A 25,452-nucleotide genomic window follows, 5' to 3' on the forward strand; every position below is an offset into this window, starting at 1 on the left:
GCGCATTCTATGCACCCCCCTAAACAAAGTCAACACTTTTTAAGTAACTTTTTACTGACCGAAGCAATTTTAGCCAAGACGCGCAAAGGTTAGACAAAAACAGTCAAATGTGGCTCTTTATTAACCACTTACCTAACTTGATACAGATAAATACCGGTATCTATTGTGGTTATTTCGTCAGCCAAAATATCACCTTAATCGCAATGACCATTTAAGCCTCTAGTTGCCATAATAAAAAGCTGGCTTTCCACCCCATAATTTCTGTTGAGATATGGGTATCAGGTCGACAGCGAGCTGCTCCATATGCACAGTGTAAAGGCAGCAAGTGTTCTGATGTGGGCTGACAATAAAGTGCACCAGGTGCTGTTCGCCACGCAATTAACTGCTGTTGGCGCTGCTTTTCACTCATTGGCGCATGCAAAGTGTGTATGAGCCAATCTTCAAACTGTCGATTATACCCCTGAGTATCATCAATCGGCCCTTTTTTAAATGCAGCCATATTATGAAAGGTGAAACCTGAACCAAGCAATAATACGTTATCAAGATCAGCAACAGCATTTGCGAGGTGTTGCCCTAACTCTACATGAAAGCGCTCATCTAAACCGCCATGCAATGATATTTGTACACAAGGGACGTCTGCATCTGGATACATTAACTTTAACGGTACAAAGACACCATGATCTAGCCCTCGTTGCTGCTCAATAAGAGTAGGTATACCTTGGTGTTGTAAATAACCGGCTAAGTAGTTGGCAACTCGAGTATGACCCGTGCAAGGATAAGCAATATCATAGGCCGCCCTATCAAAACCGTAATAGTCATACAGCAAGTTGGGCTGTTGCTGGGTATTAATAGCAACTCCCTCCTGTGAAAGCCAATGCGCGCTTATTACAATAACAAGCTGAGGCTTAGGGATTTGAGTCGCTAGTTTTGCTAATGCATCACACATACCTGTGTGACTTGGTTCAGCCAATAGAGGTAACGGCCCTCCCCCGTGGGAGATAAAAAGACTGTGATTCATAATGCGCTCCATAAATAAGACCTTCATTATTGCGCTGGTATCGATACCTATATAGCTCTATGAACGCACATCCCTTGTTACCACGCGCACAACTATGACTCACATAAGCGAGAGTGCTAGCTTCGCGTGCGTAGTTGATGAACAGGTTGTTTATAAAACCCGCATATAAAACAAAATGTGCAACTCAAGTGTTGACAGTCTTTCGTCTCTATCTATAATAGCGCCCCACAACAGCGAGAGAGGTTTCCTCACTCTTTGTTGTCAGATGTGGGTTGTTAGCTCAGTTGGGAGAGCATCGCCCTTACAAGGCGAGGGTCACTGGTTCAAGTCCAGTACAACCCACCACTTTTTAAGTGACGCATCTGTTTATTCTATATGGGTTGTTAGCTCAGTTGGGAGAGCATCGCCCTTACAAGGCGAGGGTCACTGGTTCAAGTCCAGTACAACCCACCATTTACTCATCTTCGAGTATCGCATATAGAATAACTTAGACCCGGGTTGTTAGCTCAGTTGGGAGAGCATCGCCCTTACAAGGCGAGGGTCACTGGTTCAAGTCCAGTACAACCCACCATTTTAAAGTGAGACATCTGCATATTCTATATGGGTTGTTAGCTCAGTTGGGAGAGCATCGCCCTTACAAGGCGAGGGTCACTGGTTCAAGTCCAGTACAACCCACCATTTACTCACCTTCGAGTATCGCATATAGAATAACTTAGACCCGGGTTGTTAGCTCAGTTGGGAGAGCATCGCCCTTACAAGGCGAGGGTCACTGGTTCAAGTCCAGTACAACCCACCATTCTACCGTGCTTTATCCGCACAACTCTATATGGGTTGTTAGCTCAGTTGGGAGAGCATCGCCCTTACAAGGCGAGGGTCACTGGTTCAAGTCCAGTACAACCCACCATATAGACACTCACCAGATATAAAACCCTCGATGCTCGCCATCGCACTCAGTCCTATTCCAAGGCAAAAATCACTGGCTCAAAACCAGTACAACCCACCATATAGACACTCACCAGTTATAAAATCCTCGATGCTCAGCATCGCACTCGTTCCCTATTCCAAGGCTAGAATCACTGGTTCAAGTCCAGTACAACCCACCATATAGACACTCACCAGATATAAAACCCTCGATGCTCGGCATCGCACTCAGTCCTATTCCAAGGCTAGAATCACTGGCTCAAAACCAGTACAACCCACCATATAGACACTCACCAGATATAAAACTCTCGATGCTCAGCACCGCACTCAGTCCCTATTCCAAGGCAAAAATCACTGGTTCAAGTCCAGTACAACCCACCGTATAGATACTCTTTAGATATAAAGCACAATATATAAACGCCTTGTAATATAAAGCCTTAGGTACTCAACATACCACCTTCTTATTATCCAACGCCTGCACATTAACCATGACTGCACAGCTTTTACTCTCTTCACCAGCATTTTCTGGCTTTATTCGCGATTTACTTGTCAGCAGCTAGACTAGTTTATATAGTCGGTTTAAATAACATCTCCCTAGTAGCGGTATGGCCCAGCAAGTTTCCAGCTCAGCGCATATATTAATCATTGAAGAGCAGCCATTAGCACTTAGCTATATGAAGCAATCTTTAGAGCGTTTGGGCTACAGACGCTTACGCTTTGCTGAAAATGCCGTAGTCGCCAAAACATTATGTAAAGAAGACGCTTTCGACTTGATCATCTGTGCGTTTAACTTAAGCAAGCACCAAGATGGCTATCAATTATACGAAGAGCTCAAGGTAAATAAGCTGATCAAAGGCGCCACCGGCTTTATTTTTATTTCTGCAGAAACTTCGGGGGCATTAGTACACAGTGTGCTTGAGCTACACCCCGATGACTTTTTAGTAAAACCCTTCAATACCCTAGAACTGAAAAGCCGTATCGAGCGCGTAGTGAAACGCAAACGCGCGCTCAAGGATATTTTCCAGCTCATGGATGATGAGAATTACTCCAAAGCGGTAAAGATGATCGATACTAAACTTGCCAGCCAACAAGGTTATGCGGCAGTGCTACTGCGCCTTAAGGGAGATGCTCTGCTACTGCAGCAGCAATATGAGCAGGCAAAAACCTTCTTTAAATCTGTATTGGATATTCAAAAATTTACCTGGGCGCGCATTGGCTTAGTTGAAGCACTTATTGGAAACAACGAGCATAACCTCGCCCACCGCATGCTCAAAACCCTGCTAGAGCGTACTGAAACCCGTCTTGTTGCTTATGACTTATTAGGGCAGTTAGAGATAAAATTGAATCAATTCGAGCAGGCTCAAGAGTACTTAAGTGCGGCTACCACTATGGCTCCGCGCAACCTAGAGCGTCAAGAGTCTCTCTCGCAGGTAGCGCAGATCAATCATGATTATGAACAAACTTACCTAGCTAAACGTGATATTGCTAAGTTTGCTCGCCACTCAGTACACGATAACCCTGAGGTCTACCTTAATGCCGCTCGAGCAGGTATTGATTATGCCCTGACAACCGATCAAGGCGAGCAAATATCCCGCGTTACCCGACAAACAACCAAATACCTTAATGACCTAAAAAAGCAGTTTCCTGATGCCCAGCAACAAACCCAGGTGGATGTTCTTAACGCGCGGCTTCATTATTTAAAAGATGAACACCACAAAGCCAAAATGCTTATCGAGCAGCTGGTCATTGATGACTCCCCTATTCGCTCTATTGATGGTGCCCTTGATCAAGCCAAGGCATACCATGAGCTAGGCTTTCACACGCAAGCACAGGCATTGTTTAACAAGATTATCGATCATTGTGAGCGCTACCCTGAGAGACGCTCTGAATTGCAACTAAAAAGCGTCATTCAACAGCAAAGTGAGCGCCGAGATTTACGCATGGGGCCGCGTGAGTTGAACAACCATGCGGTAGAGAAATTTAAACAGGGCAATTACCTATTGGCACTGGAAGCTTTTACTCAGGCTTTTCGGGTGATGCCGAAAAACCGCAGTATTGCCCTAAACTTATTGCAGTGCTTATATGAAGGCAGCACCCGCCAAGGCATGACGTTTAACCAGCAACTTGCCAACAAGTGTGTAAGCTTACTGGAACAGGCGGATTTAGATGCGGAGATGAGCGAGCGCTTTGAAAAGATAAAGCAGAAATATATTAACAAGCACTCACATATCGCTTAGCCGCCTAGATTGTTGCCCGCACCTTGCTAGCTTTGCTATGCCAAGCGTGTATATTAAGTCACTACCCAACGACAATAAAAAACACGGACAACAATGAAGCCAATCAACACCCTTGCTCTTGCCATCACTTTGGCCTTAGTAGGCTGCTCTGAAGCCCCCCAAACCATCGCAAAAGCAGAGCAACCAACTCAGCAACGCAATCAAGCGCCAACGTCTGAACAAGTTCATAATGCCGTAGAGCAATACACCAAAACCTTTATCAACCATCAAAGCGCCCTAGCCACGTCGCTTAAGCTACCAGAGCAAAGTTATGGTGACTATAACCGCCAGCTCCCTGATTATTCGGTGGCCGGTATGCAGCAACTGCAAAAAGATATGCGCCGCGCTGGCGAGCAATTAGCAGCACTGCAACACCCTGATCTGGCTGCGGATGAGTTATTGCACCTGCGCGTCAATGAGGTAATTGCTCGCTATTATGCTGGTGACGAGGACTTTGCAGCGGGCTATATCGATACCTGGGGCGGGCACCTACCTTACGTGGTCAACCAACTGTCCGGTCCGCTCATCGATTTACCCAACCTGCTAAAGGATCAGCATGAGGTCTCAGACATTGAAGATGCTGACAATTACCTTGCTCGTCTACGTGGTTTTGCCGAGGTTATTGCACAGGTCAGAGAAAAACTTAAAGCCGACGCCAAGCTTGGAGTCATATTACCGAAACCCTTGTTTGCAAACACATTGGGTTATTTAACTAATTTTACCGCTGTGCAACCCAGCGAGCACCCGCTTGTTGCCTCATTCGCCAACAAGCTAAGTGCTATCGACGGCCTTGATGAGCGCCAACGCCAAGATTACATAAACACTGCCGAGACACTCGTGCGCACAGAGATTTATCCTGGTTTTGCGGGTGTAAGCAAAGACATGGCGGCGCTTGAAGAGCACGCGCCCACTGATGTCGGTATTTGGGCTCAACCAAATGGCGATGCTTTCTATCAGCATGAAATCACTTACTTAGGGGACTCCACGCTCACTGCCGAGCAAATCCACCAGCTAGGCCTTGATGAGGTCGCGCGCATTACCGAACGTATGGATGAAATCCTTAAAGCCAACGGCTACAGTGAAGGCAGCGTTGGCAAGCGCATGCAGCAACTCAATAACGAACCTCGCTTTTTATATGAAGATAGCGATGCAGGGCGAGCCGAGCTACTCACCTTTTTACGCGGTGAGATAAGCAAAATTGTCGCCAAGGCGCCGCAGTATTTCTCCACCTTACCACCACAAAAAGTAGAGGTTCGTCGTATTCCTGTCGCTGTTGAGGCAGGCTCCGCCGGCGGCTATTATAACGGCCCATCGCTGGACGGTTCACGCCCTGGTGTATTCTTTATTAACCTCAAGGATATGAAAGCAGTTCCCAGCTTCGGCATGAAAACACTCACATACCATGAGGCCGTACCGGGACACCATTTCCAAATCGCATTGAATATGTTGCAACAAGATATTGGCCTGATGCGCCAAAATGCCTCCTTTAATGCCTATGTAGAGGGCTGGGCGCTTTACTCCGAGCTCGTCGCTTATGAGATGGGGATGTATCAGGACGACCCGTTTGGTGACTTAGGACGATTACAGGCTGAAGTGTACCGCGCTGCACGTTTGGTGGTAGACACCGGCCTGCACTATAAAAAATGGACACGCCAGCAGGCCATTGATTATTTTGCCGAGGCCACAGGCACCGCTATGAGTGATGTTGTCTCTGCCATTGACCGCTATATTGCGTGGCCAGGTCAGGCCTTAGGTTACAAACTAGGTATGATCAAACTGGTCGAGCTGCGTGATAAAGCGCGTACAGCACTAGGCGACAAGTTCGATATAAAAGCGTTCCACGATGTTGTTCTCACTCCCGGGGCTCGCCCTATGGCGATTGTTGAGCAAGACATTGATGCTTGGATAGCCAGTCAACAATAACCTTTGCGTGGGGCGAGCTACCTCGCCCCGTACTCCTTTAATCCTCGCCTTTATAAATGGCCACTGCGTTAATACAGTAGCGCAGGTGAGACGGTGGCGGGCCATCCGGGAACACATGCCCCAAATGCGCATCACACACGTTGCACACCGCTTCAATCCGCTGCATCCCATGGCTACTATCACTGATGTAGGCGATAGCATTGGTTTGTGCCGGTTGCGTAAAAGAAGGCCAACCGCTGCCGCTGTCGAATTTCTCATCACCGGCGAATAAAACGTTATCGCAGCACACACAAAGGTAACGCCCTGGCTCAAAAAGAGTGCATGAATCGCTACTATATGGACGTTCAGTGCCTTTTTGGCGAGTCACATAAAACGCTTCGTCACTGAGTTGCTGCCGCCACTGTTCATCGCTTTTTTCCACACGATAAGGAGGCTCGGGGTTGCCTTTTTCACTCATACGCATGATGTCTTGCCAATTAAGCATAAACACTCCTTAAATTTGATAATGCCTTAAGATGATAGAACAGCAAAGCTAACGCCACAGCGAGGCTGCTTTTAGGACCACTGTTTAGCCACATGAACTATTTAATTTCGACCTGTGTATCGGCCATAATAGCGCGCATGTATGCCAATAGCGCGTCACGCGTAGCGACTAAACTCAGCTCACACTCGCTATTGCTAGTGACAATGCACATACGATGGTCGTACACCCTAATGTGTCTGATATTATGTAAGGGAATACTCTGCCACGGGCCATGGAGATCATAAACCCCTGCTAGTGAGCACACTCTGAGTTGACCCTGCTGACGATGAATAAAATTGCTAATGGGGTTGCGCGTCCTGAACAGCGCCGTGAGCCGATAAAGGCATGAGCTTAGCGCCACCAAGTAGCCACCCCCGATGATCAGTGTTAACCAAGGCCAAGATAACGTCAAAACCATAATTAACACCACCACGGGTAGAGCCAATAAGGTGTATTTAGCAAGCATTACATCCACAGCTCGGGCGGCGTTAACGACCTTCATCTGGTTAGCGCTTATCTGCACCGTCTTTTTTGCTTTCCAGTTCATCCGGCCAGTCAGCGAAAAAGACTTTGAGGTAGCGACTACGCAATAAATACAGTATGACCCACGCAACCATGACTCCCTGTAGGGCTAAATGGAGAGAGAATTGATAATACTGCTGAGCGGCTTGGAGCATGATCCAAGTAAAATCCAATATCGCGCACACTAATAACGGCCAACGCATAAACCGCCATAGGGGTTTGAGTTTCAGGCTCGAGCTGGGTCGGCGCAATGAGTAAAGCACCGCAGGGACTAAGGCAATGGCACCAATCCCTAAGGCAATAAAGAAGTCACGTTTTTGTTGGTATACCAAGGCGAGTAAATCAAGCTCGGGGCGTCGCGAAATCGCTGCAAACGCCCAAATTAGATAAGCCCGAAGCAGCACCAGTAGGGACAAAGTAAAGCCTATAGGGGTGCGATAAGCACCGTGTTTATCCCAATACTCGGGGCCATATCGATTCACAGCTGCGACTTCCTATCGGCTAACACACCCACCAATATAAACGCCGCCAGTACCGTCAGTGGCAAATAAGTGCTGCCAAAGAGCATCAATAATTTAGCGATCAGAGGACTTACCCACAGCGTAAGCGCTCCCAAGCCGAATGCACTCACCAGCACAAACACTAAGGTGCGCAGCATAAAGTGCTTCGCAGCAACTACTTTTTTCACCGCCTTGATCACATCAGCGGCATACAGGCCGATGATGCACACCACAAACACCAAGGCAATATCACCAAGATAAGGCGATAGCCATTGTCCCAGTTGATAAAGGCCTAATTTCAGCCAGTTAATGAAGTCACTCATATTAACCGCCATGCTCGCTTAGCAATTCGAGCAGCGCCTCTTCTGAGAGCACATCCACTCCCAATTCTTGCGCTTTGGTTAGCTTCGAGCCCGCTTTTTCCCCAGCCACTAAGGCATGAGTTTTAGCCGATACGCTGCCCGCAACCTTCGCTCCTAATGCTTGTAATCTCGCTTTGGCGTCATTGCGACTCAGCTGGCTTAAGGTACCGGTGATCACATAGGTTAGACCATTGAGTGGTTGCTCGTTATCGGCTTTCACTTCAATAGCCGGCCAGTGCAGCCCTTGCTTTAGTAATTCCTCAACCACTTGCTGGTTTAGCGTCTCACTAAAGAAACTCACTATGTGTTTAGCCACCACTTCACCGACATCGCTGACCTCTTGTAAGCTTTCGACGTCGGCCTGCATTAGCGCGTCGAGGGTGCGATAGTGCATGGCCAAGTTTTGTGCGGTGGCCTCTCCCACTTCACGGATCCCCAGCGCGTAAATAAACTTCGCCAAGGTTGTTTCTTTCGCCGCTTCAAGGGCACTGACTAGGTTGGCTGCGGATTTGGGCCCCATACGCTCAAGGCTCTCAAAATGACCCTGACGCAGTTGAAAAAGCTCTGCTGGCGTGTGGATTAATTCGCGCTCCACCAGTTGCTCAACAATTTTATCGCCGAGGCCATCGATATCCATGGCTTTGCGTGAGGCAAAGTGTTTAATGGCCTCTTTACGCTGCGCAGCACATACCAAACCACCGCTGCAGCGCGCCACAGCCTCGCCCTCTATACGCTCAACGTGGGAATCACAGACTGGGCACTGCTGCGGAAAGACAATCTCCTTGGCATCTGCGGGGCGGCGCTCAAGCACCACTTGAGTTATTTGAGGGATCACATCACCAGCTCGGCGCACCACCACGGTATCACCAACTTTTACGCCTAAGCGGGCTATTTCATCACCATTGTGCAGTGTGGCGTTGGATACTGTCACCCCCCCTACGTACACCGGGTGCAAGCGGGCTACGGGGGTAATTGCCCCAGTACGACCCACTTGGAATTCCACATCCAGTAACTGGGTGATCTCTTCTTGCGCCGGAAATTTATAGGCAATAGCCCAGCGCGGCGCTCGGGCGACAAAGCCTAAACGTTGCTGATGAGCCTTACTATTCACTTTAATTACCACCCCATCAATTTCATATTTAAGCTCGCCTCGGCGGGTTAAAATGTCTTGATAGTAAGCAATCGCTTGCTCTGTGCCGTTGACAAGCTTGGTCTCCGGGCACAGCGGCAATCCCCAGTCTTTTAATTGGTGCAGCTGCTCATAGTGGCCGTCGGCCAAATCGGCCCCGGTAATTTGCCCCATTGAGTAGGCATAAAACATCAATGGCCGCTTAGCGGTAATTTTAGAGTCTAACTGACGCAGGCTTCCCGCTGCGGCATTGCGTGGATTGGCAAACACTTTGCCCTCGTTTTTTGTCGCCTCTTCGTTAAGGCGCGCAAAACCCGCTAAATCCATGAACACTTCGCCGCGCACTTCTAACTCTTGTGGGTAATCACCCCGCAGCTTTAGGGGAATATTACGAATGGTTTTAACGTTCTCGGTAATATTTTCACCAACTTGACCGTCGCCGCGCGTTGCCGCTTGCACTAATACGCCGTCGCGGTACAAAATCGACACCGCTAAACCGTCTAACTTGGGCTCACAGCAAAACGCCAGTGCTTGCGTGTCTGCCAAGCGGTCTTGAATACGTTTATTAAAGGCGTTGAATTCGCTCTCATCAAAGGCATTATCCAAGGATAACATCGGCACTTGGTGGGTGACTTGAGCAAACTTGCTCAGTGCTGTGCCGCCGACTTTTTGGCTGGGAGAATCAGGGCTAAGCAAATGTGGGTGTTCGTTTTCGAGCGTCTGTAACTCGCGCAGCAAACGATCATATTCGGCATCGGGAATGCTGGGGTTATCCAATACGTAGTAGTTGTAATTGTGCTCTTCTATCTCAAGGCGCAATTGTGCAATGCGTTGCTCTGGCGTGCTACTCATAAGTTCCTCATAAAAAAGCCACCGCATCAAGTGGGTGGCTGCTACTACTTACAGAATGTGATATTAAGCGTATTCACGTACTTTTTCGACGTATTCACGCACGGTGCTAACGCTTAGTGGCTGGCGGTTATGATCTAATAACTCAGCGCCAAACTCATCTGCCACTTTCTTCGCCGCGCTGTGCAACATATTAAAGGTGGCCATGGCTTCGCCATCGTTAGGCAAAGTCATAAATAAGCTCACGCCTGCAGTGCTGAACTGCTCCATATTGTCGACGTCAAAAGTGCCTGGGTTGTACATGTTAACCATACGGAACAACACCGGGCCCTGACCGCTGGCTTGCTCGTGACGGTGGAAAAAACCATCGTCGGAATATTTAAACCCTAAGGTCAGCACTAAGGGTAATAACTTAGCCCCTTGCATTTGCAGCCCTTCAGGCATATGCACGTGAATGATCACAAAATCTTCTGCTGGCTGCTCGCTGTCACTATTCGCTTCAGTTTCTTCATGCGCCGTTGCAGGCTCGTCATCAATGTTAATTTCGCCAATGCTTGGTTCATCGTCGATAGCACCAAAGCTAGGCTCGTCATGCTGCACTGATGTTGGCTCAGGTTCAGAACGACTCACCGTGTCTTGCGTGTTGTGCGGTTCATGGGGCTCTGCCTTTGGCTGTGGTTTAGCTTTAGCAGGTTTGTTCTCGACTGCCTGAGAGCGTTTGCGTACTGACCACAAGCCATGAACTAGCAAACCACCAATGACCACTGCACTGATTAAAATTAATACCCATCTGAGATTTTCGGCCATCCCCTCACCTTTATTCTGTGTTTGTTTAACTTAACTGGCTTGAGCCATTTCCATTGCTTGCTCAATATCCACCGCAACCATACGCGACACACCAGGCTCAGCCATGGTCACGCCGGTTAAACGCCCTGCCATCTCCATGGCTATTTTGTTATGACTTATATAAATAAACTGCACTGTTTGCGACATTTCCTCGACCAAACGACAAAAACGACCGACATTGGCATCATCCAGAGGTGCATCCACCTCATCAAGCATACAAAACGGGGCTGGATTGAGCCTGAATATTGAAAACACCAATGATAATGCGGTCAGCGCTTTTTCTCCACCACTTAGCAAATGGATCGTTGAATTTTTCTTGCCTGGCGGACGAGCCATGATAGCGACGCCGCTTTCCAGCAAATCATCGCTGGTTAATTCCAAATAGGCTGAGCCGCCGCCAAAGACCTTAGGGAACAACTCTTTGAGATCGTCATTGATCTGATCAAAGGTACTTTTAAATTGCGCTTTGGTCTGGCGGTCAATTTTAGCAATCGCCGACTCTAAAATCTCCAAGGCATCGGTTAAATCTTGTAGCTGCTCATCAAGGTAAGCTTTGCGCTGCTTGGCACTGGCAAACTCATCAATCGCCGCCAGGTTAACAGCGCCAAGCGTGTCTAACTGCTTATCAATTTGCGTGAGTTGCGCTTGCCAGCGACCCACTGCGGCATCGTCATCAAGGCTTTCGAGCACCTCTTTGAGCGTGACTTTGAGCTCTTCTAATGGTGCTAGCGCCTGCTGCGCTTTCAGTGTCAGGGTTTGCTCCGCCAATAGCACCTGCTGAATCTGCTCTTGCAATTGCTCACGCTGCTGCTCACCTTGGGCTAAGCGTGACTTATTTTGCTCATAGTTTTGCTGTGCTGACTCAAGCTGATGGCGCAAATCAACCTGCTGCTCGCTCAGGCGCTCTTTTGCCTGCAACAAGGTTTCAATTTGCTCGGCCATTTGCTCAAGCGGCTGCTCCAGCGCTTGCTGCTGCTCCTGAGCCTGTTCCACCGTTAACGCCAAGCGGCTTAATTCATTGTCGATGTGTGTCAGCTTATTCTCACTGAGGGACAGCTCACTTTGCTGACGCTCTGCGCTAAGACGCATATCTGCGACTCGAGCTTGATGCTCCCGCAACTGCTGCTCGCATTGGCGCAGGTGCTGTTGACCCTGCTCGTACTGACCCTGCAATTGCTCATTGTGCTGCTGCGCTTGTTCCAACTGCTCCTGTGCCTGCTGGAACTGCTCATCAGTAAGTGCATACTTATCTTGAAGCTCACGGTCTCGGGTCATCAACGCTTGTTGTTTTTCAGTGAGGCGTTGTTGTTGCTGTTGCCATTGTTGTTGTTGCTCGCGCAATAATTCCAACCGGGTTTGCATGCTGGCATGGCTACGTGAAAGCTCATGCACTTGCTTCTTACTATTGTCCAGTTGCTGCGTATACTGCCCTCGCTCCTCATGCAACTGTTGTAGATATTGCTCACTTTGTTGTTGCTGTCGCTGTGCACGCTCAAGCTGGCTATCAAGTTGCGCCAGTTGCTGACGCTTAGCTAAGATGCCTTGTTGTGCTTGCTCATTTTCGAGTGCCCAATGACGACCATGCAATGTACCTTGGCTGTCAACCACCGCAAACCAATAGTCATCGGCCAACAGCGTAATATCACCATTTTCGACATAGGCGATACGGTCAAGCAGGTCCGGGTACTCGCCTTGCTGGATAAACGCACTGACAGCCTCGGCTTTAACCTGGTGTTCGGTGGGCTGGAGCCAACTCCCCTGGCGCTGCTCAGTTAACTGCAAATGCTGTAACTGCATCAGTGCCGCCTCAATTATCGCTTCATAACCGCTTTGCACCTCGAGCTGAAACAATAGACTTTGTTGCTCTTGGTGCTGTGCGAGCAACTCCGCCATCGCTTGTTGTTTGGCACTCAGTTGACGCGCTTGATCTTGGTGTTGTTGATATTCGTTTTTGCCCTGTTGATAGGCCTGTTGCGCCACAGTTAATTGCTTTTCGATACGCTGCTGCTCACTTTTGGCACTGGCTAACTGAGTGGTCAAGGTTTTGACCTCAGCTTCACTATCTTGCAGCTGTTGATTAATAGGTTGCTCGTGGTGCGCCTTGAGTTGCTCTTGCACCTCTTGCAGTTGCTCAGTGTTACTGCGTTGCTCCGCGCTCAGTGCGTGCAACTCATGCTGGCTTTGTTGGACTTGCTGCTGGCTTTGGTACAGCTGCTCACGCTGTTGATGTTGCTGGTTTTGCAGTTGCTCAAATTGTTCTTGCGCGATAAGGTGCTGCTCAGTTAACTGCTCTGCTTGCGCTTCCATTAATTCCAACTGTTCACGCACCTGCGCTAACTCTTGCTGTTTTTGCGCCACCGCATCGTTTTGCTGGCGCTTATCAACCACCAGCGCTTGGTGCTTTTCATCACTTTGCTGCAATGTTGCATGCAACTGCTGCAGCTGCTGTTTGCTATGAATATGTTGCTGCTCGACTCGCGCCAACTGATTATCGGTTTGGAACTGCTGTTGCTGTGCAGCGGCTAAAGCGTGCTGGGTATCATCAACTTGCTGTTGATAGGCGCTGAGTATATCTTGCTCACCACTGTGTGCTTCTTTAATAAAGGTGAGCTGCTCTTTTAACTGCGCGAGTTGTTGCGATTTTTCCAGTTGCTGGGCATGTAGTTTTTGCCATTTCAACACCGCCAGTTCACTTTTTAGCTGTCGTTGTCGGGCTTTGAGTTCACGATATTGCTGGGCTTGCTGCGCCTGAGTATCAAGTTTATCGAGTTGAGCTTGCAGTTCACTACGCACATCAAGCAAGCGCTCAAGGTTTTCGCGGGTGCTGCGAATGCGGGTCTGTGTTTCTCTGCGGCGCTCTTTGTATTTCGACACGCCAGCAGCTTCTTCGATAAACACTCGCAGCTCATGAGGTTTACTTTCGATAAGCCGGGAAATCATCCCTTGCTCGATAATGGCGTAACTGCGCGGGCCCAAGCCGGTGCCGAGGAAGATGTCAGTGATATCTCGCTTACGACATTTACTGCCGTTGAGGTAATACAGGGATTGACCATCGCGGGTAACAACACGCTTAATGGCTACTTGGTTACGTGATGCCATGGTGCCGGGCAAACGCCCTTGCGTGTTATCAAAAATGAGTTCAACGGCGGCTTGGGAGACCGGTTTTCGGGTGGCTGCACCATTAAAAATAACGTCGCTCATCGCGTCGCCACGTAAATTCTTTGCCGAGCTTTCTCCTAACACCCAACGAACGGCATCAATCACATTCGATTTGCCACAGCCGTTAGGGCCGACAACACAGGTCATGGCGTCGGGAAAAGGTATTTTTGTTGCCTCGACGAAGGACTTAAACCCCGCCAGCTTAATGCTGCTTAAGCGCATTGATGCCCCAGTTATTATGATTTTATGTTTGGTGGCTGCGGCCTAACCGCTACAACGCTTTATATTATCTAAAATTATGCCACTGGCAATAGCCACATTCAGCGACTCTGCCCCACCGTACCCGTTAATGGTAATTCGTTCTGAGATAGCTTGACCCACCGCCTCACTAATACCATGAGACTCACTGCCCATAACGAGCACTCCTTGCTGAGCAAATTCGACATGGTGCACGTTAGTGCCTCCTAGAAATGCACCGTAAACAGGTTTATCAAGCTGTTGCAGGTACTCAGGTAAATCAACTGTGGCGCACGACACACGCGTGAATGAACCCATAGTGGCACTGATCACCTTGGGGTTGTATGGGTCGGCACAATTCGGTGAAAGTAAAATCTGCGAAAAGCCATACCAATCCGCCAAACGGATCAGGGTGCCTAAGTTGCCAGGGTCGCTAACGCCATCAAGGGCCAATTGCCAAGACGTTTCCTGAATAGTGACATCGCGCATAGGCGCAACAGCAATAACCTCGTTATTGGTCACCAGCGTGCTGACTTTAGAGAGGCTTCCCTCATCGCTTTGGTGAATATGGCGGGCATTGAGACGAGAGCCCAGCAGTTGGTGATGCTGCGCTAAAAAGCTTTCGCTGGCAAAGACACTGTCAATATCATGGTCGCTTTGCAATAGCTCAAGGACGTTTTTCGCCCCTTGTACTAAAAACATATGATGTTGACGGCGATATTTCTTTTGCCCTAACTGGCGCAAATATTTTTGTTGGTTTTTGGACAGCATACAGTGCCTTCGTCATTCCCCTAGACAATAGTCGCGATTATACACATGCGCGAGCATAAAGCGGAGCCCTGATCAAAGGTTGCATTGCACAGGTTGCAATATTTTAAGCTTAACGCTAAATTAACGCTCTTAAATTTACTTAGGACTTATGGACGTTTAAATGGACTTAGATACTACCCCCACCCCATCCGCGCGCTCGCAAGAGTTTGAAGCCTACTCTCGGCGCGTAGAATTTTCCGGCTCCGGGAAAGAGTTTTTCTCAATTTGGATCGTTAATATCGTGCTCACCTTGTTGACGCTAGGCATATACTCCGCTTGGGCCAAAGTGCGCACTTATCGCTATTTTTATGGTCACACCCAACTTGATGGCCACCGGTTTGATTACCTTGCATCGCCTATACAAATTTTAAAAGGCCGCATTCTCGCCTTTATTTTATTTGTTATTTATATGTTTTGTACTCAATTTGTGCCTATTCTCGGTGTTTTAGCGGTGTTCGGATTGCTATTTTTAATGCCGTGGATGGTCAATCAGGGCATGCGTTTTAATATGCGCATGAGTCGCTATCGCAATGTACGCTTTGCGTTTAAAGGTAACTATGGCGATGCATTTTTGAATTTTATCGTGTTGCCTATCGTTAGTGTATTTACGCTTTATTTGTTGCTGCCTTACGTACTCAAGCGCATTGATAAATACCTACATAGCGAAATTAGCTATGCCGATAAACCCATCACTGTGAACACCAAAGGCGGTGAGTATTACTTGGCTGTGATTTTGGCCTATGTTGCCTGTGCCATTGTCGGTGTAATAGTCATGACGATTGCTGGCGTATTTGGTTTGAGTTTACAAACCATGATGCTCGACCCTGAAGGGTTTGAACAATCGCTCACCACCATTAGCGCTGTGGCATTAATCATCTTATTCGTTGTTGGCTATACCGCTATTTTTGCCGTTTACATGGGTGTGTATCAAACTCATGTTCGTAACCACTTGCTCAATAGCAGTGAGATCGAAGGTATCGCCGGTTTTAAATCCGATTTACGCATAGTGGATTACACCTTACTGACTCTTACCAATGCCCTTGCCGTGTTATGTACTCTCGGTTTAGCCATCCCGTGGGCAAAAGTACGCACTGCAAAAATGCTATGCCGAGCCACTGAGATCACCTTCTTATGCGATCCGCAAACACTGACTGACGCGCAAGGTGAGCAAAACTCATCATTTGCTGAAGAAGCAGCTGATTTCTTTGATGTTGACCTTTCATTAGGATAAGCCATGCAAGTAACGGGCGTTTATTACTTGCATAAGCAAAGCCAAAGTGTGCACGCCACGCTTTGGCTTTGTGATGCTGGTGTGCAACTGCTCAGTGATGATGAGCTCATCGCGCAGTTTGATGATTATCAGCAAGGGCAACAAATAACAGGCCTACCGGTGGAATTGACCTTTGCCGATGGCAGTCGCTTTGTGCCTCACGACGCTCAGCATCGCTGGCCGAGTGAGTCGCGCTGGGACAAAGCATTGGAAGCTATTGAGCGCCATAAGTTGGCCCTTTGCGTCTGTGTTTTGGCCGCGGCCTTACTGTGCTGGGCCTTATTTTTCAAAATTATTCCTAGCACCGCTGCAACGGTGGCTCGCGCTCTGCCTGAACCCATTGTCCATGCTGCCTCAGAGCAAAGTTTCGAAGCGGTTAAATACCTTTACCTTGAACCCAGCGAACTGAGTGACGCGCGTAAACAGCACATCCGCACCCTGTGGCGCACCCATATAAACAAGATCGAGCATCCACCTTCGCATTTACAATTGCACTTTTTTAGCGCCCCAAAAATCGGAGCCAATGCCTTTGCTCTGCCCGATGGGCAAGTCGTGTTAACTGATGAGTTGGCCGACGCATTAAAAGAGAACGACACCGCATTGCTGGCGGTGCTGTTGCATGAAATTGGTCATGTCGAGTATCAGCACGGTCTCACCTTAGCGGCGCAATCAGCGGGTGCCTCGGTATCCTTGGCGCTCTTATTTGGCGACTTGCAAGGGTTTGCTGAGATTATCATGGGCACCGGCTCGACGTTGCTACAACAGCAATTTTCCCGCGATATGGAGCGCCAAGCCGATGATTACGCATTACGCGAACTTAAACGCTTAGGCTATTCATCGAAAGCCTTTGCTGAGGCCATGGAAGCGCTCGCACAGGCTCATGAGTTGGACCCTCAGCAAGATTCGCAGTGGGAGTACTTATCTTCTCACCCTGCTATTTCTGAACGTATTGAACGGGCTCAACAGGCCCAAGAATAAAAGGAACCCTTATGGCGTATGATTTTGGTTCAAAAGGCTTAGGCATAACCAACCCCTTTAAAGCGGAAGGGTTAATTCGCTCCATCGGCGGCCTATGTATCGCCCTATTAGGCCTATATAGCCTCTTTAAAGTAACCACCCTCACCGAGCACAACTTGGTCGCGGCTTGGATCTACGCCGGCTTTGGCCTTGTGCTGTTGATTATGGGGTTACAGCGCTGTGGCAGTGGCTTGTTCCAGTTGTTTAAGTTTTTTGTTGGTCGTTCTGTGCCTAGCTCCTTGGCGCTAAACCTCACTAAAAGCGAGCAAGAAAATGCAGAGTTGGAGCGCCGAAAGGGATCGTTAGCCTACAGCGCAAAAACCCTAGAGTCGATGCTGATGGGCCGCAAAAACACCACGTTTAGCGAACCCAAAGGTTGGGTTGGCCGCTTGGTGCATTCGATTATGCCAAAGCTGGTGTTTTTACCTTATCCAATGCGTAATGTCGCACAAGAAATTGTCGCGGTGTTGTTGCAGACAGTGCTCGCGCTTATTGCCTTCGCATTGACGTATTTTGTGTCTTCTTCTGGGCTTGCCGGTAAAGCGGGCCATATTATTATTCCTATTTTTTCAGCGCTTATTTTAGTCTACCTACTGCTATGTTGGCGCAGTGCAGCCAAGGCCGTCAGTCTTAAACGCGTTAAACAGCTCAAAGATGTGGGGGCTGCATCATTGGCAAAAGTCATCGCTTTTTCGGTGATTTTCCCAGTGGTCATCGGTCTTATTTATCATCATGTATTTGCTCCCTCAGCCCATGAATTGCAGCAATGGCAAAGTGTGACCGAGCAAGTCATTAGCTTTTCTGCCTGGCCTAGCCTTATCACCTTATTGGCACTGGGTGCCATAGCCAGTATCGCGCTGTTTTACTTGTTGACGACGAGAGCGCAGCAAAGCAACGCGCAAACGGAAGTGAGCGAATATCGCGCCAATTTACAGGAGTCGGTGCACCCTAATGAAATTTTTATCAACATTGAAAATATCGTGCTGGCCAATCGACGCTATCGAGAGATCCCCAACCGCACCTACATTGACTTTGATCCCACGTTGAATGAGCAGTCGCAGGGCAAAGGCGATTTTCGTGGTGAGCTGTTAATCGAAACTCAGCCTGAGTTCACGCCAACTCCAGCGCCGCAAGGGTTCAAAGCGACGCGCTTATTTAGCACCATCGCGGCGCAACTTTGCGTGGTCATCGGCGCCTGCTTGTTGTTTGCTTTGGCCGCAAAAGTTCAGGGCTTGTACGACTTTCTAGCCCAGTCATGGGACAACGTAGACAGCTTTGTGCGCAGTGCCGAACGAGGCGACGGTGCTGCAATGCAGCAGTGGCTTGGGCAGTTATCAGCATTGGTCGTGGCGTTACTCAGTGGCTTTTTCTTCTGGCAAATATTCAGCACCATCGGACGTATGCTGGAGAACTTTAGCCATGTATTTTGGGCTGAGTTGCGCTTTAGTTCGCTGCTGCTGTATATGAAAACGGAAGGCACCTTTACCGAGTCTAAGATCTCCACCGGTATGTCCATTCACGATTCCACTCGCAGTGAAAATGTCATTGTTAAATCATCAATCACGCCGTGGATTGTTAGCTCGCGCATCCACACTAGCACCTTTGCCAGTAGTGGCAGCGACAATGTGGAAATGCCGCGCTATGTGATGACCATGGAGAAAAACGAGCAAGAGCTCAATACCATCGTTGATGAAATAGATGGCTTCTTAAAAGGCCGTGAGACCATCGCTGGTTTTTCCAATACAGCCGACCTCCAGCACGCAGAAAATATACTCAAGGTGAACCAAGCCTCGCGAGCCGAAGATGGTACGCCTAAGCTGAGCGATGATAAAGCGGGCGGCTTTCGTGAACGCCAAGACACCCAGCAACTAGAAGAAAATAAATAATGGCTATGGCCCAACTCAAGTTGGGCCTTTTTGCAACAAAGCATGAATAGAGTCTGTTATTTGTTTACGCCTTAGTTATACTGCGGAACCATCGAGATGCAAATAGTAGAGGTATGCCATGCAGTTAGGTCGTGGTTTTGAATACTTTTTTAGTGGCTTTACGCTGATCACCCAAAAAGGCCTAAAGCGCTTCGTTCTTATCCCGCTGTTGATCAACTTAGTGATTTTCGGCACATCTTTATTCTTTATCTATGGCTGGCTCACTGATGCGTTTGCCTGGCTCAATGCACAGTTGCCGGAATGGCTGACTTGGCTGGAATTTATTTTATGGCCATTGGCTATATTGGTGCTGCTGTTTAGCTACTCTATGGTGTTCACGGTGATCACTAACTTTATTGCCGCGCCGTTCAACGGCATTCTCTCGGAAAAAGTGGAGATGCACTTAACCGGGCAGCGCATTAACGATGATGGCTTGCTCGATACCATGCGCGATGTGCCACGTATGCTTGGGCGAGAGTGGACTAAGCTATGCTACTACTTACCTCGCGCCCTTGGCTTTTTCATCCTCATGTGGTTTTTACCGGTGATCGGACAGATCATTTGGGCCCTGTTCACCTGTTGGATGTTTGCGGTGCAATATAAAGACTATGCGTTTGATAATCACAAGGTCAGCTTCAGGGATATGAAACGCGACCTAAAAGCCCACCAGGGCTTGTCTTACGGCTTTGGTGCCGGAGTGATGATATGTGCTGCGGTGCCTATTTTGAACATGATCATCATGCCTGTGGCGGTTTGTGGTGCCACGAAATTATGGGTAGAAAATTATCGCAGCCAGTATCGTAACTTGTGATAAAACCGAACTTCACTGCTGTATTTGTTGTTGCGGCAATAGCCTTTGCCGCATTCCTAGGCTGGGTTATTTATTTGGCCAATAGCGGCCAAAACAGTATTTTCTTCCAATGGGTCGCAACGATACCTTACGGCGACAAGCTTGGCCACTTGGTGCTTTTTGCGACTTTTACACTGTTAGCTACGCTTGCGCTCGGCGCGAGAGCAATACCGCTTTACGGTAAAGTGAAGGTGTATTGGGGCGCTCTTTTGGTGTTTGCATTTGCGCTGATTGAAGAGATAAGCCAAGCGTTTATTGCCACGCGAACGTTTGATTTGGCCGATTTAAGCGCCAATTTGCTCGGTATCATTGCCGCCAGCCTCGTGCTGGGATGGGTACTAAAGCGCCAAGCACTGCGGAGCAGATAACGCCTGAAGGGTGATAATAAAAGCCGGGTTGTTGCCCGGCTCTTTATCGACTAGCTGTATACGTTTTGTGGCACGCGCAGCACCTGCACATGCACCGTCACCTCTTCGCGGTCATGGTATAAGTGCTTAGCCTGTAAGTTAAACTTCACTCCATACTCGCGCAACTCTTGGTCAATGCGCTGCATATTTTCATATACACAGTCAAAGCGCTTCTTCATTGGCAGTTTCAAGTTAAAGATGAGCTCTTTGGCGAAGCCATTCACCGCCCAATCAATCATAAGCTCGGTAACACGGCTGGGTTTTTCTACCATGTCACATACTAACCAATCGATGTTGCGACGCTCTGGGCGGAACTTAAAGCCATCCTCGCGGTAATGCTTCACTTGTCCGCTTTCCATTAACGCTTGGTCCATAGGGCCATTATCAATGGCTTGCACAAACATTCCTCGGCGCACTAGTTGATAGGTCCAGCCGCCAGGACAGGCACCTAAATCGACCGCTTTCATTCCGGAGCGCACCCTGTCTTCTTGTTCGTCTTCTGGGACGAACACCATAAAGGCCTCGTCTAGTTTCAACGTTGAACGGCTCGGTGCATCTTTCGGATAACGTAAACGGGGGATCCCCATATACAGTGCTGAATTATTAAAACTAAACGAATAGCCCACATAAGCTGTGTCACTGGCGATAAATAACACGTGTAATATCGGTCGATTTTTCACTTGCTGGCGCAGTAAGGTTTCTTGTTTCTCTAACCCTTTCGCCAGTGGCGTGCTAATTTTTTTACAAAACTTAGAGAGCTCTTTGCCGTCGTTGGTGTCACAGGTTTCCACGCGCAGTTCGCCACATAATGGAAACTCCTTGGCCGCTTCACATAAGCTGGTAACACGGTCATCGATAGGCATACGCGCTATTTGCTTGCCGACAAACCATTGCCGAGCAAACACCATATCTTTAAATGGAATTTTCTTAAGCAGGTATTCCGCTTCATCATGGCTGTAGCAGTGATACACCACCAATGCCGAGTTTGGCTTGGCTTTTACATAGCCGCCGACGCCATGTTGACTGGCATGGTGGGTGATTTCTGCGGCGGCATCATTTTCGAAACCAGCGCGACAATAAATAACAATACAGGACATGGTGGTGACTTATTTCATTTGTAACAGTTTAATGATCATGGCGGCCCAAGCGATAATAAAGCACAGGCCCCCGATCGGAGTAATCGGCCCAAACCACTTGATACTTGTTAGGGCTAAGGCATACAAGCTGCCACTAAAAAGCACAATGCCGGCGATCATAAAGTAGCCGCTAATGCTAAGGTTGACACCAAACTTGGCCAATATGCCAAGCAGAATCAACCCCAGGGCATGATACATTTGGTATTCAACACCGGTTTGGAAAACGCCAATCGCGTACTCCGATAAGCGACTTTTCAAGCCATGGGCAGCAAAGGCGCCAAGTATAACACTGAGCCCCGCGAAAAGCGCTCCACTAATAAGAAATAACTGACTCATAAATGCTCCTTGATAAAGCTCATGGCGAGCTCCGCTGCCTTTTGCCATTGCTGTTGTTGGGTAAAGCCACTTTTTTTACGCGGCACCAAAGAATGATCGCCATCTTCCAACCAATGGAGCTGAGCGGGACGCGTATCGACAAGCTCGAGCAACTCTGATTGCTTGCCAAAAGTGTCGCGCTCTCCTTGCAGCACACAAAAAGGTACTTTGATATCGGCAAAATGAGCGACGCGCAGTTTGTCTTTTTTTCCTGGCGGGTGGAACGGATACCCGAAGGCAATCACGCCTTGGACATCATTTGGGTGCTCAGCAACCAACATACTGGCCATGCGCCCGCCCATGGATTTGCCGCCGATAAACAGCGGCAAACCTGAGCGACGCTGCTCAAGGTGTTCGTTAAAGCTGGCTAACAGCTTATCGGCTTTTTCCGGTGGTCGGCGTTTGTTCTCTTGCTTAGCGCGCTGCATGTATGGGAAATCGAATAATCCCACACTCACCCCTAACGCGGCCATGTTCGCTGCCATTTGCTGCATAAAGTCACTGTCACTGCCCGCCCCTGCACCGTGGGCAAAAATAAACTGGGCAATCGGCGATTGCGCTTCAATCCACTGCATTAAAGCTGCTCCTGTTCTTTTTCAACTAACCCTAGCATCCACTCTTTAAATGAGACGATTTTACCGAGCTCCGATTGCGACTCACGAAAGACTAGGTAGTAAGCGTTTTTACTTTCTAAGGTATGATTAAACGGCACAATTAATCGCCCCGCATCAATTTCTGGTTTCGCCAGCACCAAGTTGCCAAGGGCCACACCTTGACCGTGGGCAGCAGCCTGCATCGCCATCGAAGAATGCGAGAATATCGGCCCTTGGTTAACTTGCACATTGCGTACTCCAGCGGTTTTCATCCATAACTTCCATGGTCGGCGCGTGGTATCGTGCAACAGTGTGTGGTACTGCAAATCTTGTGGCTCGTTCAGCGGTTTAGGGCCGTTCAATAGCATAGGGCTACACAAAGGCACCAAGTATTCGGTGTGCAACTTATGAGTTTCCACGCCACTCCAATGACCACGACCATAATAGATAGCAATATCAACATCATCTTGAAGTGAATTGTCGTCCTGGTCTTGCGCTTTAATACGCACATCGATCTCTGGGTGTAACTCGTTAAACAAACTTAACCGAGGCACCAACCACTGAATCGCAAAGCTTGGAGTCAGGCTCACCGTTAACGACCCTTTGGCTCCACGCGCTAACAGTTTTTCTGTAGCATCCACTAATTGTGCAAAAATCTCTTTAATATCGAGAAAGTACCCTTGCCCCTCTTCAGTTAATAGCAAGGAGCGATTTTTTCGCAAAAATAATTTCAACCCTAAATGCTCTTCTAGGGTTTTGATCTGATGGCTTACGGCTGCTTGAGTTACATACAGCTCTTCTGCTGCTTTGGTAAAGCTTAAGTGCCTTGCCGCAGCTTCAAAAGCCTTGAGAGAGTTTAGAGGGGGGAGTCGCCGAGCCATAACTAACGATTAGTTTTTTTTATGTGGGTAAAGTATAACATTAGATTAGTTGTAGACAATAAACTTGATAAAGGCTGGTTAAGAACATGCCCAAAATCACCGTGAGTGAAAGCAACAGAACGTCTCCCTCTAGACTAATAAGTAAAAACGTCATAATCTGCTTTTATGAAGTTTCTATATTTGCTACTAAGCGTTGCTTTTCCAGCTTTTGCCAATGACTACGATGTGACTTGGTTACGCATTAATGCGCCGCCATTTTCCATGCCCGCCAACAGCTCTGATTCGGGCATTTGCGATGATATCGTTGATGAGATTATCGCCCGGACTCCGGATTTAAAACATGACTCCATTCATTTACCGCAAATGCGCTTAAAGAGTTATTTTGAACAAGGCAAAAATGTATGTGTGCCCTGCCTAATCAAACGCGACAATCATCCTTTAGTGTTATTCTCTACGCGCACCAGCGTTTATCCGCCAATGGGTATCGTCACCACAGCACATAAACAGCGCTCTATAACCGAAAAACATGGCAATCCCGTGCGCCTTTATTCGCTCTTAAACGATACAGGTTTGCGCTATGGGCAAGGTGCCGGACGGAAATACAGCCCATGGATTGAGAAAATCAAATCGCGAATACAAAATAGCCAAGCAGTGACGCTTAATTACCGTGGTGCCGATCAGGCCTCGGTGTTAGGCGATATGTTAGTCAACGAACGCATCGACTTCGGCATCGACTATCCCTTTATCGCCACTTACTACAGCCGTCATCATGACGCTCAGCTTGTCACTTTACCCATTGCCAATAACCAAGAAAATCTCGTGTTTGGTGCTATCGGCTGTGCCAAGCGCGCTGATAATGACTTTGCTACGACCTTTATCAACCGTATTAACCCTATTATCCGCAACCATATTTTACCCAGCGAGTCGTACCGACAACACCAAAGTAATTGGTTAAGTGAATACTTCGACGATTTTTCCCATGTATATGAAAAACACTTATTAACAAAAAAGCCAGCGCTACACGCTGGCTCTGAAAAGCGCGATACAAACTAAGATATTAGCCTAAATCGCTGGCGCTAGTATCTAATGGTGCAAAGCTTTTGACTAAATCGTCGATCGCTTTCATTTGCGTTAAGTACCCTTCCAGTTTCGCCAATGGCAGTGCGCACGGGCCATCACATTTAGCTTCGTTAGGATTTGGGTGGGCTTCAATGAAGAGTCCAGCAAGGCCAAGAGCCATACCACTGCGCGCCAATTCAGCCGCTTGAGCACGGCGACCGTCGGCACTGTCACTGCGTCCACCCGGGCGTTGTAGCGCATGAGTGGCATCAAAAATAACCGGTGCCATGGCTTTCATATCGTCCATGCCGAGCATATCAACCACTAAGTTGTTATAGCCAAAGCTGGTTCCTCGCTCACACAAAGCCACTTGCTCGTTACCCGCTTCAGCAAACTTATTGATGATGTGACGCATCTCATGAGGGGCTAAAAACTGTGGCTTTTTGACGTTTACAACGTTACCAGTTTTCGCCATGGCCGTTACCAAATCCGTCTGCCGTGCTAAAAATGCCGGGAGCTGAATAACATCCACGACCTCAGCAACAGGGGCTGCCTGATAGGGTTCATGCACATCGGTAATCAATGGAATATCAAAAGTACGCTTAATCTCTTCAAAAATCTTCAGCCCTTCTTCCATACCCGGACCACGGTATGAGGAAATAGACGACCGATTTGCTTTGTCAAAAGAGGCCTTAAATACATAAGGAATATTGAGTTTATTCGTGACCTCCACATAGTGCTCTGCGATACGCATCGCCAAATCGCGAGATTCGAGTACGTTCATACCACCAAACAGCACAAAGGGGTTTTTGTTTGCCAACTCAATGGCACCGATAGTTAACTTTTCAATCGTCATTATCATTT

General features: G+C 48.2%; 22 protein-coding genes and 6 tRNA genes. 14 read left to right on the top strand and 14 right to left on the bottom strand.

Translation table 11 applies throughout. The features are described 5' to 3' along the window. Positions 1-211: 211 nt before the first annotated feature. Positions 212-1,018: a class III extradiol ring-cleavage dioxygenase gene (locus FIU82_RS10005; protein WP_172972727.1), complete on the bottom strand. Its 807-nt coding sequence runs from the start codon at positions 1,016-1,018 to the stop codon at positions 212-214. Positions 1,019-1,287: 269 nt separating this feature from the next. Here FIU82_RS10005 and FIU82_RS10010 point away from each other — a divergent pair. From FIU82_RS10010 to FIU82_RS10045, 8 genes are all read left to right on the top strand, one after another. Further along, positions 1,288-1,363, top strand: a tRNA-Val gene (locus FIU82_RS10010). Positions 1,364-1,395: 32 nt separating this feature from the next. Continuing rightward, positions 1,396-1,471 (top strand) — tRNA-Val (locus FIU82_RS10015). A 42-nt stretch (positions 1,472-1,513) separates the two neighbouring features. Next, a tRNA-Val gene (locus FIU82_RS10020) sits at positions 1,514-1,589 on the top strand. A gap of 31 nt (positions 1,590-1,620) precedes the next feature. After that, a tRNA-Val gene (locus FIU82_RS10025) sits at positions 1,621-1,696 on the top strand. A 42-nt stretch (positions 1,697-1,738) separates the two neighbouring features. Continuing rightward, positions 1,739-1,814, top strand: a tRNA-Val gene (locus FIU82_RS10030). A 32-nt stretch (positions 1,815-1,846) separates the two neighbouring features. Continuing rightward, a tRNA-Val gene (locus FIU82_RS10035) sits at positions 1,847-1,922 on the top strand. A gap of 622 nt (positions 1,923-2,544) precedes the next feature. Beyond that, entirely contained in the window at positions 2,545-4,176 is a 1,632-nt protein-coding gene (locus tag FIU82_RS10040; RefSeq protein ID WP_022944715.1) for a response regulator, read from the top strand. A gap of 93 nt (positions 4,177-4,269) precedes the next feature. Next, complete coding sequence (locus FIU82_RS10045; RefSeq protein WP_152440991.1) at positions 4,270-6,138, top strand: DUF885 family protein; 1,869 nt, start codon at positions 4,270-4,272, stop codon at positions 6,136-6,138. Positions 6,139-6,175: 37 nt separating this feature from the next. Here the strand turns inward: FIU82_RS10045 and msrB are convergent, their stop codons facing one another. The 8 genes from msrB to FIU82_RS10085 form a co-directional block, all read right to left on the bottom strand. Then, positions 6,176-6,622, bottom strand: a complete 447-nt coding sequence (gene msrB / locus FIU82_RS10050; protein ID WP_152440992.1) for a peptide-methionine (R)-S-oxide reductase MsrB — start codon at positions 6,620-6,622, stop codon at positions 6,176-6,178. Between the two features lie 97 nt (positions 6,623-6,719). Continuing rightward, the gene (locus FIU82_RS10055) at positions 6,720-7,208 is read right to left on the bottom strand and encodes a hypothetical protein (RefSeq protein WP_152440993.1); all 489 of its coding nucleotides are present in this window, start codon (positions 7,206-7,208) and stop codon (positions 6,720-6,722) included. Next, positions 7,168-7,665, bottom strand: coding sequence for a DUF2919 domain-containing protein (locus FIU82_RS10060; protein WP_152440994.1), 498 nt, complete (start codon positions 7,663-7,665; stop codon positions 7,168-7,170). The genes FIU82_RS10055 and FIU82_RS10060 overlap by 41 nt, the downstream gene beginning before the upstream one ends. Next, on the bottom strand, positions 7,662-8,006 hold the full coding sequence (locus FIU82_RS10065; RefSeq protein WP_152440995.1) for a DUF3392 family protein: 345 nt from the start codon (positions 8,004-8,006) through the stop codon (positions 7,662-7,664). Before FIU82_RS10065 ends, FIU82_RS10060 begins: the two co-directional genes overlap by 4 nt. Position 8,007: 1 nt before the next feature. Then, the gene (gene ligA, locus FIU82_RS10070; protein ID WP_152440996.1) at positions 8,008-10,026 is read right to left on the bottom strand and encodes an NAD-dependent DNA ligase LigA; all 2,019 of its coding nucleotides are present in this window, start codon (positions 10,024-10,026) and stop codon (positions 8,008-8,010) included. Between the two features lie 63 nt (positions 10,027-10,089). Next, positions 10,090-10,830: a cell division protein ZipA gene (gene zipA / locus FIU82_RS10075; RefSeq protein ID WP_138589157.1), complete on the bottom strand. Its 741-nt coding sequence runs from the start codon at positions 10,828-10,830 to the stop codon at positions 10,090-10,092. 30 nt (positions 10,831-10,860) lie between these two features. Beyond that, entirely contained in the window at positions 10,861-14,250 is a 3,390-nt protein-coding gene (locus FIU82_RS10080; protein WP_152440997.1) for a chromosome segregation SMC family protein, read from the bottom strand. A 42-nt stretch (positions 14,251-14,292) separates the two neighbouring features. Then, positions 14,293-15,036: an RNA methyltransferase gene (locus tag FIU82_RS10085; protein WP_152440998.1), complete on the bottom strand. Its 744-nt coding sequence runs from the start codon at positions 15,034-15,036 to the stop codon at positions 14,293-14,295. A gap of 160 nt (positions 15,037-15,196) precedes the next feature. On the opposite strand from FIU82_RS10085, the gene FIU82_RS10090 reads away from it, so the two are divergent. From FIU82_RS10090 to FIU82_RS10110, 5 genes are all read left to right on the top strand, one after another. Next, complete coding sequence (locus FIU82_RS10090) at positions 15,197-16,306, top strand: YjgN family protein (protein ID WP_152440999.1); 1,110 nt, start codon at positions 15,197-15,199, stop codon at positions 16,304-16,306. Between the two features lie 3 nt (positions 16,307-16,309). Then, positions 16,310-17,323 (top strand): M48 family metallopeptidase, encoded by a 1,014-nt coding sequence (locus FIU82_RS10095; protein WP_152441000.1) that lies wholly within the window; start codon positions 16,310-16,312, stop codon positions 17,321-17,323. An 11-nt stretch (positions 17,324-17,334) separates the two neighbouring features. Then, entirely contained in the window at positions 17,335-19,248 is a 1,914-nt protein-coding gene (locus tag FIU82_RS10100) for a hypothetical protein (RefSeq protein ID WP_152441001.1), read from the top strand. Between the two features lie 118 nt (positions 19,249-19,366). Further along, entirely contained in the window at positions 19,367-20,098 is a 732-nt protein-coding gene (cysZ, locus tag FIU82_RS10105; RefSeq protein WP_138589162.1) for a sulfate transporter CysZ, read from the top strand. Beyond that, positions 20,095-20,505, top strand: a complete 411-nt coding sequence (locus FIU82_RS10110; RefSeq protein ID WP_253946312.1) for a VanZ family protein — start codon at positions 20,095-20,097, stop codon at positions 20,503-20,505. The genes cysZ and FIU82_RS10110 overlap by 4 nt, the downstream gene beginning before the upstream one ends. Positions 20,506-20,555: 50 nt before the next feature. Here FIU82_RS10110 and rlmM read toward each other — a convergent pair whose 3' ends face one another. Genes rlmM through FIU82_RS10130 form a run of 4 tightly spaced genes read right to left on the bottom strand, consistent with a single transcriptional unit; the run spans position 20,556 to position 23,529 of the window. Beyond that, the gene (rlmM, locus tag FIU82_RS10115; RefSeq protein ID WP_053911877.1) at positions 20,556-21,641 is read right to left on the bottom strand and encodes a 23S rRNA (cytidine(2498)-2'-O)-methyltransferase RlmM; all 1,086 of its coding nucleotides are present in this window, start codon (positions 21,639-21,641) and stop codon (positions 20,556-20,558) included. Between the two features lie 9 nt (positions 21,642-21,650). Continuing rightward, on the bottom strand, positions 21,651-22,016 hold the full coding sequence (locus FIU82_RS10120) for a DUF423 domain-containing protein (RefSeq protein WP_152441002.1): 366 nt from the start codon (positions 22,014-22,016) through the stop codon (positions 21,651-21,653). Continuing rightward, a complete protein-coding gene (locus FIU82_RS10125; protein WP_152441003.1) occupies positions 22,013-22,630 on the bottom strand; it encodes an alpha/beta fold hydrolase in 618 nt (205 codons plus the stop codon). Before FIU82_RS10125 ends, FIU82_RS10120 begins: the two co-directional genes overlap by 4 nt. Continuing rightward, positions 22,630-23,529 (bottom strand): transcriptional regulator GcvA, encoded by a 900-nt coding sequence (locus tag FIU82_RS10130; RefSeq protein WP_022944697.1) that lies wholly within the window; start codon positions 23,527-23,529, stop codon positions 22,630-22,632. Before FIU82_RS10130 ends, FIU82_RS10125 begins: the two co-directional genes overlap by 1 nt. Before the next feature lie 165 nt (positions 23,530-23,694). Here FIU82_RS10130 and FIU82_RS10135 point away from each other — a divergent pair, with 165 nt between their 5' ends. Continuing rightward, positions 23,695-24,582 (top strand): hypothetical protein, encoded by an 888-nt coding sequence (locus tag FIU82_RS10135; RefSeq protein ID WP_152441004.1) that lies wholly within the window; start codon positions 23,695-23,697, stop codon positions 24,580-24,582. A gap of 4 nt (positions 24,583-24,586) precedes the next feature. Here FIU82_RS10135 and kdsA read toward each other — a convergent pair whose 3' ends face one another. Next, complete coding sequence (gene kdsA / locus FIU82_RS10140) at positions 24,587-25,444, bottom strand: 3-deoxy-8-phosphooctulonate synthase (protein WP_138589165.1); 858 nt, start codon at positions 25,442-25,444, stop codon at positions 24,587-24,589. Between the last annotated feature and the right edge of the window lie 8 nt (positions 25,445-25,452).

This window comes from Pseudoalteromonas sp. THAF3, assembly GCF_009363775.1.
GTDB lineage: Bacteria > Pseudomonadota > Gammaproteobacteria > Enterobacterales > Alteromonadaceae > Pseudoalteromonas > Pseudoalteromonas ruthenica.